This is a genomic window from Clostridium sp., assembly GCF_032552055.1.
Taxonomy (GTDB): domain Bacteria; phylum Bacillota; class Clostridia; order Clostridiales; family Clostridiaceae; genus Clostridium.
In genome coordinates this window covers 1-11,353 of the sequence record NZ_JAWGSV010000091.1, presented here as the reverse complement: position 1 = coordinate 11,353, position 11,353 = coordinate 1, and the positions used below count along the sequence as shown (strand labels likewise).

The following is an 11,353-nucleotide window of genomic DNA, read 5'->3' as shown; positions in this document are numbered from 1 at the left end:
AAGAGTGGTGGAGGGACTGGCCCTATGAAACCCGGCAACCTATTTATGATTTATTAAATGTGGTGCTAAATCCGGCAGTTATTCTGAAAGATAAGAGAGAATAGTTATATATGAATGTAGAAATCTCTTCTTTTATTAGGAGAGATTTTATTTTTTTATTAAAAAGGGGGCAAAGTAATGAATTCAAGCTTTGAAATAGTTAAGGAATTAAGGAAGAGAATATTAGTTATTGATGGAGCTATGGGGACAAATATTCAAAATTACTTATTAAAAGAAGAAGACTTTAGAGGAGACTTATTAAAGGATTTTCACGTTGATCAGAAAGGGAATAATGATATTTTAAGTGTAACTAAGCCAGAGGTAATTGATGCAATACATAGAGGCTTTTTAGAGGCTGGGGCAGATATTATTGAAACTAATACACTTAACTCTAATAAAATTTCACAAAGTGATTTTGAATTAGAACATTTAGTTTATAAAATGAACTTTGAAAGTGCAAGACTAGCAAAGGAAGCTTGTGATGATTTTTATAAAATAGATGGTAAAAGAAGATATGTAGCAGGTTCTATAGGACCTACAAATAAAATGGCTTCTTTATCGCCAGATGTAGAAGATCCATCCTTTAGAAGTGTTACCTTTGATGAATTAAAAGAAGCATATAAGGAACAAATTGGGGCATTAATGGATGGAGGAATAGATATAGTTCTTGTTGAAACTATCTTTGATTCATTAAATGCAAGAGCTTCAATAATTGCAGCTAATGAAGTATATAGGGAGAGAAATGAGTTTTTACCAATAATGATTTCTGGAACAATAACTGATAAGTCGGGAAGGATTCTATCTGGGCAAACATTAGAAGCCTTTGCTTCATCAATGAGAGCCGAAAACGTAATATCAATAGGTCTTAACTGTTCTTTTGGGGGAAAGGACATAATTCCATTTATAAAGGAATTATCTGATACTCAAGATTTATTCGTATCAGTATATCCAAATGCAGGATTACCTAATGAACTAGGATTATATGATGAATCACCAGAAATTACTGCTAAGTATGTTGAAGTAATGCTAAAAGAGGGGTATCTAAATATGGTTGGTGGTTGTTGTGGTACTACTTATAGGCATATAGAAAAAATAGCAGATTTGGTTAAGAAATATAAACCAAGAATTATTAAGGAGAGAAAATTAGAAAGTATATATTGTGGTTTAGAAGTAACTAGGGCAAATGAAAATACTAACTTTGTAAATATAGGGGAAAGAACTAATGTTTCAGGTTCAGCTAAATTTGCAAGACTTATAAGAGAAAATAAATATGAAGAAGCATTAATTATAGCTAAAGAACAAGTTGAAAATGGAGCACAAATTATTGATATAAATGTTGATGATGGGTTGCTAGATAGTGAAATAGAAATGGAACATTTCTTAAAATTATTAGCTTCTGATCCAGATATTTCTGCAAAACCTATAATGATAGATTCCTCTAGATTTGAAGTAATTGAAAAAGGATTAAAAGTAATCCAAGGGAAGCATATAGTTAACTCAATATCTTTAAAAAATGGAGAAGAAGACTTTATAGAAAAGGCTAATTTAATTAAAGATTTTGGAGCAGCAGTAGTAGTAATGGCTTTTGATGAAAGTGGTCAAGCTGACAATTATGCAAAGAAAATCAATATTTGTAAAAGAGCTTATGATATATTAGTTGATAAAGTTAATTTTCCACCTGAAGATATAATCTTCGATCCTAATATTTTAGCAATAGCTACTGGTATTGAAGAGCATAATAACTATGCTGTAGATTTTCTAAATGCTACTAAATGGATTAAAGAAAACTTACCTTATGCAAAAGTATCTGGTGGAGTAAGTAATTTATCTTTTTCCTTTAGAGGTAGTAATAAAATAAGAGAAGCTATGCATTCAGTATTTTTATATTATGCTATAAAAAATGGCATGGATATGGGGATTGTAAATCCAGGGATGATTCAAATATACGATGAAATTCCCAAAGACTTATTAAAGCTTGTTGAAGATGTAATATTTAATAAAAGTAGTGATGCAGGGGAAAAATTACTAGAAGCAGCAGATAGATATAAATCAGATGAAAAAAAAGAAGATGAAAGTAAAGATAAATGGAGAGAATTTGATTGCTCAGAAAGACTTAAATATTCCTTAGTTAAAGGTATAAGTGATCATATAGAAGAAGACTTAAATGAAGCTTTAACCTTATATGATAAAGCTTTAGATATTATAGAAGGACCTCTTATGGATGGTATGAAAAAGGTTGGATCATTATTTGGTGACGGTAAAATGTTCTTACCTCAGGTAGTTAAATCTGCACGAGTTATGAAAAAGGGAGTTGCAATTTTAACTCCATATATAGATTCACAAAATCAAGGTACTTATAAAAAGGATGGTAAGATACTACTTGCAACTGTTAAAGGTGATGTTCATGATATAGGTAAGAATATAGTTGGAGTAGTGTTATCATGTAATAATTTTGATGTAATTGATCTTGGGGTAATGGTTCCTTGTGAAAAAATATTAAGCACTGCAATAGAAGAAGATGTAGATATAATTGGATTAAGTGGTTTAATTACACCTTCACTAAATGAAATGATTAATGTAGCAAATGAAATGGAAAAACAAGGCTTTAAAAAGCCACTAATAATAGGTGGTGCAACCACATCTAAGGTTCATACAGCACTTAAGATTGATCCAAACTATAGTGGACCAGTTATTTATGGCTTTGATGCATCTAAAACAGTAGAAATCTGTAAAACACTTATGTCAAAAGATAAAGATGAATTTGTTAGAAATACTAAAGAAGAATATAAAAAGCAAAGGGATAATTATAATAAAATTAAACAAGATTTTGTTTCTATCGATGAAGCAAGAAAAAATAAGTTTAAAATTGATTGGAATAATGTTACTATTGAGAAACTTAACTTCCTTGGAGTTAAAGATGTAAATAATTATACTATTAAAGAAATTAGGCCATATATTGATTGGAGCTTTTTCTTTGCTGCTTGGGGAATGAGAATGAAATATCCTCAAGTATTAGAAGATGAAAAATATGGAGAGGAAGCAAGAAGGCTATTTAAAGATGCAAATAAGATGTTAGATGAATTAGAATCCAATGGAAGAGTTAAATTAAAAGGTGTAATTGGGTTGTTTAAGGCTAATTCAGTTGGAGATGATATTAAAATATTTGATAAGAATAGTAATGAAATTGAGACTTTTAACTTTTTCAGACAGCAAAAAAAGGGCAAAGAAGAAGTATATCTATCACTAAGTGATTTTATAGCACCAATTGAAAGCGGAAAAGAAGATTATCTAGGAGCTTTTATAACTACTAGTGGAATGGAAGCAAAGGAATATATTAGAGATCTTAAAGAAGCTGGTGATGATTATAATTCAATGCTTTTAACCTTTGTATGCGATAGATTAGCTGAAGGTTTTGCAGAAAAGCTGCATCTTGATATAAGAAAAGAGTATTGGGGTTATTCAAAGGATGAGGATTTATCTTATGATGAACTTTTAATTGGAAGATATAGAGGTATAAGGCCTGCTGTAGGATATCCATCTATTAAGGATCAAAAGGAGATAACAAAGATTTTTAAAGTTTTAGATGGAGAGAATAATACAGGGGCAGTTGTTACAGAAAGTTATATGATGGATCCACCATCATCAGTTTGTGGCTTATACTTTGCCAATGAAAAAGCTAAATATTTTGATGTTTATAAAGTAGATAACGAACAATTAGAAGACTATGCTAGAAGGAATAATTCAGATATAAAAGATTTAAAATATAGAATGCCTCATATTCTTCTGTAATAAATATACAAGCTCAATGGACTATTTAAATTAAGTAGTCCATTGTATTATATTGATATAAATATATATAAAATAAGTTGTATTATTAAATTATATTGAATATAACTATACTTAGAGTTCGTAAGGTAAACTATAATGTTTAAAGAAATGGAGAAAGTAGATAAAAAAATGCAACATTTAACAATAAAGAAGGTATTTCGTAGAAATCGAATAATCTATCAATTTGAATATATAGATTTTTAGTGTATTATATATAATATAGAATAAAGTGAGAAGAAGGAGAATCGGGATGAAAACATTAGTGATTAACTGTGGAAGCTCGTCATTAAAATATCAATTAATAGATATGAATACAGAGAATTCATTAGTTCAAGGGTTAGTTGAAAGAATAGGAATAGAGGGATCTATTTTAACTCAAAAAGTTGAAGGAAAAGATAAATACGTAATTGAAGAAAATATGCCTAGCCATAAAGATGCTATTAAGCTTGTATTAGAAGCATTAGTTAATAAAGAGCATGGTGTAATAAAATCAATGGAAGAAATAAGTGCAGTTGGACACAGGGTTGTTCATGGTGGAGAAAAATACTCTCATTCAGTAATAATTGATGAAGAAGTAATAGAATCTATTAGAGATTGTATCTCTCTAGCACCTTTACATAATCCACCAAATATAATTGGGATTGAAGCATGTAAAGAGTTAATGCCAAATACACCAATGGTAGCAGTATTTGATACAGCATTCCATCAAACAATGCCTAAGGAAGCTTATATTTGTCCACTACCATACGAATTATATGAAAAATATGGAATAAGAAAGTATGGTTTCCATGGTACTTCTCATATGTATGTTTCTCAGAAGGTTGCAAAAGTTATGGGAAAAGATATAAAAGATTTAAAAATTGTAACATGCCATCTAGGAAATGGTTGCTCTTTAGCAGCTGTTAAAGGTGGAAAATCAATCGACACTTCAATGGGATTCACTCCACTTGCGGGTGTAATGATGGGAACAAGAGCAGGAAGCATTGACCCATCAGTAATAAGTTTCTTAGTTGAAGAACAAGGTTACACAATGTCAGATATTGATGAGCTATTAAATAAAAAATCAGGGATTCTTGGAATTTCTGGAGTATCATCTGATTTTAGAGATGTTTTAAGTGAGTCTGAAAAAGGTAATGAAAGAGCTAAACTAGCTTTAGATATATTCCACTACAAAGTTAGAGCACAAATTGCAGCTTATGCTGGAATTATGGGTGGAGTAGATGTAATAGTATTTACAGCAGGAATAGGAGAAAATTCAATAGTTACTAGAAAAGAATCTTTAAGAGGACTTGAATTCTTAGGATTTAGAATTGATGATGAAAAAAATGATGTAAGAGGAAAGATACAAGAAATCTCAACAGAAGATTCTAAGGTTAAGGTTTATCTAATTCCTACTAATGAAGAATTAATGATAGCTAGGGATACCGTAAAATTAATAAAAAATAATTAGTTTAAGTTATTATAGGCAGATCTAAGAAGGTCTGTCTTTTCTGTATTTATAGATATAAGATAAGTGATGAGGAAGTAATTAAGAAAAAGTTCAAATAAATATGATTGTTGCAAATTTAATTTTATAAAATCAAATATTATGAAATCGATAAAAATAATTAGTTAATAAGAGATATCATTAGAAAATAAGACCTAATTTAAAATATTAGAATTTGTATTTAAATAGTATAATTTATATAATTAACTCATAAAGAAAGTATTTTAAAGGAGAATTAATTATGATATCAGTTTGTCCAGTTTGTTCAGGAATAGATATAGAAAAATTAGAATTAAAATTTGGTGCAGATAATGTAGAAGTTGGATGCATAGGTGAATGTGGAGGAAGAGATGGACTTGTAATTGGTTATGCTAATGGAAAGTACATTGAAACTGAAACAGAAGAAGAATTTATAAGCCAAATTGAAGAGTAGTAATATGGAGCTGTCACTTTGACAGCTCCAATTATTTTAAATACTATTTTAAGGCTTTTTATTTTATGTGTAATATATTATATTATAGTAAGAAGTTAGGAGTGATGATATGAACAATTTAAGTGATAGAGTAAAAGGAATAATATTTATAACATTTTCTGCTTTTGGATTTGCAGCTATGTCAGCATTCGTTAAGCTATCTGGAGATTTACCTTCATTTCAAAAAACATTTTATAGAAATTTAGTTTCTTGTATAATAGCATTATTTTTCATTATTAAAAATAAAGAAAGATTTTTTGGAAAGAAAGAGAATCAAAAATTACTTATTCTAAGATCAACTTTAGGGACTATAGGAATAGTATTGAATTTCTATTCAATAGATATGCTGGTGTTATCAGATGCGAATATGTTAAATAAGCTTAGTCCATTCTTTGTTATAATTTTTTCAGCCTTATATTTAGGAGAAAAAATTAATTTAAAGCAATTTATTTCAATAGTAGTAGCTTTCCTCGGAGCATTATTTATTATAAAACCTAGTTTTGATTTATCAATGATACCATTTATTATAGGAATTCTGGGAGCCGTTTTTGCCGCAGGGGCGTATACTTGTCTAAGATCTCTTGGAGGTAAAGAAAATCATTATACAATAGTATTTTATTTTTCATTATTTTCATTAATAACTATATTCCCATTTATGATGACTGTATATAAACCTATGGAACCAATACAATTATTTTATTTATTAATGGCAGGTTTTTTTGCAAGTATAGGCCAATTTGGTATAACTATAGCATATAAATATGCTCCAGCAAAAGAAATATCAATATTCGATTATTCAAATATAATATTTTCAGCTATAATAAGTTTTATAGTTTTTGGAGTTTTACCAGATACATTAAGTTTTATAGGATATATAATTATATTTGGAGCTTCTTTATATATGTTTCTTTATAATAAAAATCTAGATAAAAAAGAATATACAACAAGGTAGATTATAACTAATATTTAAAGAATAATATTATGAAGAAGAAAATTATCATTATTTTAAAGAGGTTTTAAATATTATTCTTTAATTATGAAATAAAAAAAGCTGCCTGAGAGCAGCTTTTTTTATAGTAAACTTTTTATCATTGGATTAATTTTTGATCTATCAAATTTTCCTGCTACTTTAGGCATTATTTCTTTCATAATATTGCCCATATCCTTTGCAGTATAGTTTCCATTAGCAATTATTTCTTTAAGCATGGCAGTTACTTCCTCTTCTGATAATTGTTTAGGAAGATAAGGAGTAAGTAATTTTATTGCAAAGTTACCTTCCTCAATTTTTGCTTCATCATTAAGTTTTTCAGCATATTCAAGTGCTTCTTTTAATTGCTTAATTTGTTTTTCGATTATTTTTATTATACCGTCATCAGTAATATCTTGTCTTTCATTAACTTCGTAAGATTTAATTTCAGCATTAACTAATCTTAATACATTTACTGTTTGTTTATCTCTAGCTTTCATAGCAGCTATTTCGTTCTTTTTTAATTCTTCTTTTAACATAATCGTCACCTCTACTAATTAGTTTACAATAAACAGGCGTTTATTATAAATTAAATTATATACTTTAACTAAAATTATTTCAATAAAACCATTTATTAACTAAATAATTGCATATTAGTTCCTATAGCTATAGCTTTAGAATTTGGTGAATGTCCTAATTCATTAGTCTTTATAACAGGGAGTTTATCATTGTTTAACTTTCCTAAGATTAGTTCTTCTATAGGAGAATTAGAATTTGATCTTTCATATTCAGTAAAATGCCCTAATATAAGCCCTTTTAGATTATTAAATGCACCTATTTGAATATATTGTTCAATAAATGTTGATATCTTATTTTCATCTCCACTTAGAGCTTCTAAAAATAAAATCTTATTGTCGAAGTTAGGAAGATACTCAGTTCCAGCTAGTTTTAGCATACAACGAATATTCCCACCAACTACAATACCATCCATAGATCTACCCTGAATCCATTTATAATCAAAATCAAATAGACTATTATCTTTATTTAATAAAATGGTATTACTGAAGTTTTTAATTTGATTTTTACCATCTTCTCTAATTAAATTTCTTAATTGATAATTATAATTAACTTTATTAGTTTTAGAATATAATGAATTTAAGATTACAGTTAAATCGCTATATCCGAAGAAAGGTTTATTAGAATTATTTATTTTAGAAAAATCTAAATATCTTAAAACTTCATTACATAGATCTCCTCCAGATAAATCGAAAATAGCTTTTATATCATTGTCATTATAAAACTTCATTAACTCTTTAGCCCTAATCTCAGCACTAAAAGTTTTATTATTATCATCTTTAAATAGTGATTTTGAAGTAATAGGTTGCAAATTTAATAGTTTTAATATATATTCTAACTCATTGATTTTATCAATCATACTTAAATCTAGACCATTAGAATTAGAAACTAAAGCTATAGAATCATTTTTATTTAATAAACTCATACTTGACCTCCAATATTTTCTTATTATGAAATAAGTATATATTTAAATAAGAAAAAATCAAATATAGTAATTAAATGATTTTAGAATAAAATAAGTTATAAAGGAATACCATTATATTGACAATATATAAATTTGGAGGATTTATGAAGTATAGTCTTTATGTTACTGGTAAATGTAATGATACTAGAAACTTTCAAAGTAATATAGGTATAGGTGGTGTTATATTAAATAATAATGGAAATGAGGTATCCTTCTCAAAAAAAGTAGGAAGGGGAACTTGTACTGAAGCCCATATATATGGATTAGTTCATGGAATATCAGAAATACTAAAGTATAGTGATGCAGAAAAAATTGATGTTTATGTATCTAATATGAATATAGTTAATTACTTTAAAGGAAATGATATTGAAATAAATAGTAGGACAGAAATATTATTAAGTAATTTTATGAATTTAATAAAAACATTAAGATTAGACATAAATTTCGACTATTTGGAAGTAAATGAGTATAATTATGTGAGGAATTTAGCAGAAGAGGCTTTAATACAATAAGAAATATTTGTAAAGTTAAGAGAAAAGTAGTATTATATAATCATAATTAATATATGAAGGAGTGATTTTTTATGGTAAAAAATTTACAAGTTTACAAATGTAATGTTTGTGGTAACATCGTAGAAATATTAAATGTTGGGGGTGGACAACTAGTTTGTTGCGGTAAGCCAATGACTTTATTAGAAGAAAACACAGTTGATGCTGCAGTTGAAAAGCATATTCCAGTTGCAGAAGTAAAAGATGGAGAAGTACATGTTAAAGTTGGAGAAGTTGAACATCCAATGTTAGCTGAACACTTTATTCAATGGGTAGAAGTAATAACAAAAGATGGAAAAGTTTTAAGACAAAACTTAAATGCTGACGAAAAACCAGTTGCAGTATTTAAAGTTGATGGAGAAGTAGATAGAGTTAGAGAATATTGTAATCTACATGGATTATGGAGCAATAAATAGTAAGAATATAAAAGGCTATCTGTAATAGGATAGCCTTTTATATTTTAAAAAAGTGTTGTAATATATAGTAAATATAGTATTGGAGGCAGTAAATGAAAAAGTATTATAATATATCTACTTTTTTGATATTTGGAGTTTTTAGTATTTTAACTACATTTTATTTTCCATACCTGAATCAAGAAGTAGGTCTTAGTTTAAGCGAAGTCGGAAGAGTTGTATCAGTGGGTGCTTTATTTACTATAGTAGCTCAGCCTATTTTATCTAATATATTCACAAAGGTTAAAAACAAAAATAAATTTATAATTTTATATTTATTTGGAGTCTTAATCTCAATAGTAGGATTAATGTTTATAAATAAAGATTTAGCAATTATTTATGCACCTATTTATGGTGCTATGTTAGCATCTGTTGCAGGAATTTTTGAGATTTATATAGAAGAATTATCTATAAAAAGTAAAATTGAATTCTCAGATGTTAGAAAATGGGGATCAATTGGATACGCCTGTGTAGTATTCTTATCAGGGCTTATATTAAATAAATTTGGATTTAGAATCTTACATATTATAGCTATAATTATTATTTGTACAATGATATTTATAATTTCAACTAAATTTAAAGATGATATTGTAATTAAGGAAGAAAAAGACCATCCAAAGTTCATAAACTTATTCAAAAATAAAAACATAGTTTTATTAATGATTGTTATATTTTTAGGCGTAGGTAGCTATATGGGGTTAGATTTTGCTTATTCATCATATTTAGTTGATTTAGTTAAAGATGTAGAAAAGGCAAATCAAATATATAGTTTTTCAATTAGTTTAAGAGTTGTTGTCGAGTTCTTTTCATTTTTAGTAGTTTCTAAGTACTTAATTAATGCTAATAGTAAAAAATGTTTAACTATAGCATTAGTAGTTGCTGCAATTAAGGTATTATTATTGTCAACAGGCAATATAGCTTTAGTAGTTTTAGGGGACCAATTACATGGTATAATGTATGGATTCTATTTAAGTTTCTTATTTAAATACTTGAGAGAGATAATAAGTAGTGAATTAGTAGCTACATCATTTTCAGTTTTATCTGTGTTAAGTAGTGGAGGAGCGAACTTTATATACCCTTCAATTTATAGTTATATTCAAGGCGGTTATGGGTATTTTGGGATGTACATTTTTGTTTTCATATCAATAGTAATTGCTACAATAATATTTATAGTATTCTTACCTAGCAAGAAAAAGGTAATAGATTAACTTATGATAACTAAGAGTATAACTTTAAAGGACGAGATAATTAATTATAGTGTCATTTATAAAAATAAAAAAAACATTTCAATAAAAATAAATGGTAACAAAGAAATATGTGTTTATGCTCCAATAGGGATAAGTTATGATTATATTGAAGAATTATTAAAGAGTAAAGAAAATTGGATAATAAAGAATATAAAAATGATAGATACCAATAATTTAAATGATGGAACTTATATTATCTATAGAGGTAGGAAGTTTTTAAAGATAGTTGAAGAATCGATTATAGAAGAAATAGTTATAAAAGATGATTTAATCATTATTAGATCCAGAAATACAGACATACATTATGTTAATGATTTAATAAGTAGTTGGTATTTAGAAAATGTAAATAATGTTATTTTAAATAGAGTAAATACACTTTCTAGTAAGTATAATTTGCTACCATCTAAAGTTTTAATAAGAAATCAAAAATCTAGATGGGGAAGCTGTAATAGTAGAAGAGAAATAAGGCTTAACTGGCGATTAGTATTGATGCCTGATTATGTTATGGATTATATTATAATTCATGAATTATGTCATTTAAAGCATATGAATCACTCAAATAGCTTTTGGTCCTTAGTATATAAGCTAGATCCAGATTTTCAAAAGTCAAAAGAATGGTTAAAAGAAAATGGATTGTCTATTTTGCAAGTAAATTAATAGAAAATATATAAATGAATTATGTATTATTAACTACTTTAAGGTAGTGCGTAATATATAATTCATTTTTTTTGTTAAAATTGTTCTTTTATATATATAAATATAATTGTATAATAT

Annotated in this window: 10 protein-coding genes and 1 riboswitch; of the genes, 8 read left to right on the top strand and 2 right to left on the bottom strand. The window is 27.3% G+C overall.

Annotated features, from left to right (window positions below; genetic code table 11):
* Positions 1–97: riboswitch (SAM riboswitch) on the top strand. This riboswitch is flagged as partial in the annotation.
* Positions 98–177: 80 nt separating this feature from the next.
* From metH to E6248_RS08020, 4 genes are all read left to right on the top strand, one after another.
* The gene (metH, locus tag E6248_RS08035) at positions 178–3,828 is read left to right on the top strand and encodes a methionine synthase (protein WP_316340302.1); all 3,651 of its coding nucleotides are present in this window, start codon (positions 178–180) and stop codon (positions 3,826–3,828) included.
* A gap of 289 nt (positions 3,829–4,117) precedes the next feature.
* Positions 4,118–5,317: an acetate kinase gene (locus E6248_RS08030; protein ID WP_316340301.1), complete on the top strand. Its 1,200-nt coding sequence runs from the start codon at positions 4,118–4,120 to the stop codon at positions 5,315–5,317.
* Positions 5,318–5,594: 277 nt separating this feature from the next.
* On the top strand, positions 5,595–5,786 hold the full coding sequence (locus E6248_RS08025; protein ID WP_136005220.1) for a DUF1450 domain-containing protein: 192 nt from the start codon (positions 5,595–5,597) through the stop codon (positions 5,784–5,786).
* 109 nt (positions 5,787–5,895) lie between these two features.
* Positions 5,896–6,777, top strand: a complete 882-nt coding sequence (locus tag E6248_RS08020; RefSeq protein ID WP_316340300.1) for a DMT family transporter — start codon at positions 5,896–5,898, stop codon at positions 6,775–6,777.
* Positions 6,778–6,896: 119 nt separating this feature from the next.
* On the opposite strand, the gene E6248_RS08015 is transcribed toward E6248_RS08020, so the two are convergent.
* A complete protein-coding gene (locus E6248_RS08015) occupies positions 6,897–7,331 on the bottom strand; it encodes a GatB/YqeY domain-containing protein (protein ID WP_316340299.1) in 435 nt (144 codons plus the stop codon).
* Between the two features lie 95 nt (positions 7,332–7,426).
* A complete protein-coding gene (locus tag E6248_RS08010; protein WP_316340298.1) occupies positions 7,427–8,293 on the bottom strand; it encodes an LD-carboxypeptidase in 867 nt (288 codons plus the stop codon).
* 143 nt (positions 8,294–8,436) lie between these two features.
* On the opposite strand from E6248_RS08010, the gene E6248_RS08005 reads away from it, so the two are divergent.
* The 4 genes from E6248_RS08005 (at position 8,437) to E6248_RS07990 (ending at position 11,236) form a co-directional block, all read left to right on the top strand.
* Entirely contained in the window at positions 8,437–8,844 is a 408-nt protein-coding gene (locus E6248_RS08005) for a reverse transcriptase-like protein (protein WP_316340297.1), read from the top strand.
* 71 nt (positions 8,845–8,915) lie between these two features.
* Complete coding sequence (locus tag E6248_RS08000) at positions 8,916–9,296, top strand: desulfoferrodoxin (protein ID WP_316340296.1); 381 nt, start codon at positions 8,916–8,918, stop codon at positions 9,294–9,296.
* Positions 9,297–9,388: 92 nt separating this feature from the next.
* The gene (locus tag E6248_RS07995; RefSeq protein WP_316340295.1) at positions 9,389–10,540 is read left to right on the top strand and encodes an MFS transporter; all 1,152 of its coding nucleotides are present in this window, start codon (positions 9,389–9,391) and stop codon (positions 10,538–10,540) included.
* A gap of 3 nt (positions 10,541–10,543) precedes the next feature.
* The gene (locus E6248_RS07990) at positions 10,544–11,236 is read left to right on the top strand and encodes a SprT family zinc-dependent metalloprotease (protein ID WP_316340294.1); all 693 of its coding nucleotides are present in this window, start codon (positions 10,544–10,546) and stop codon (positions 11,234–11,236) included.
* Positions 11,237–11,353: the final 117 nt, after the last annotated feature.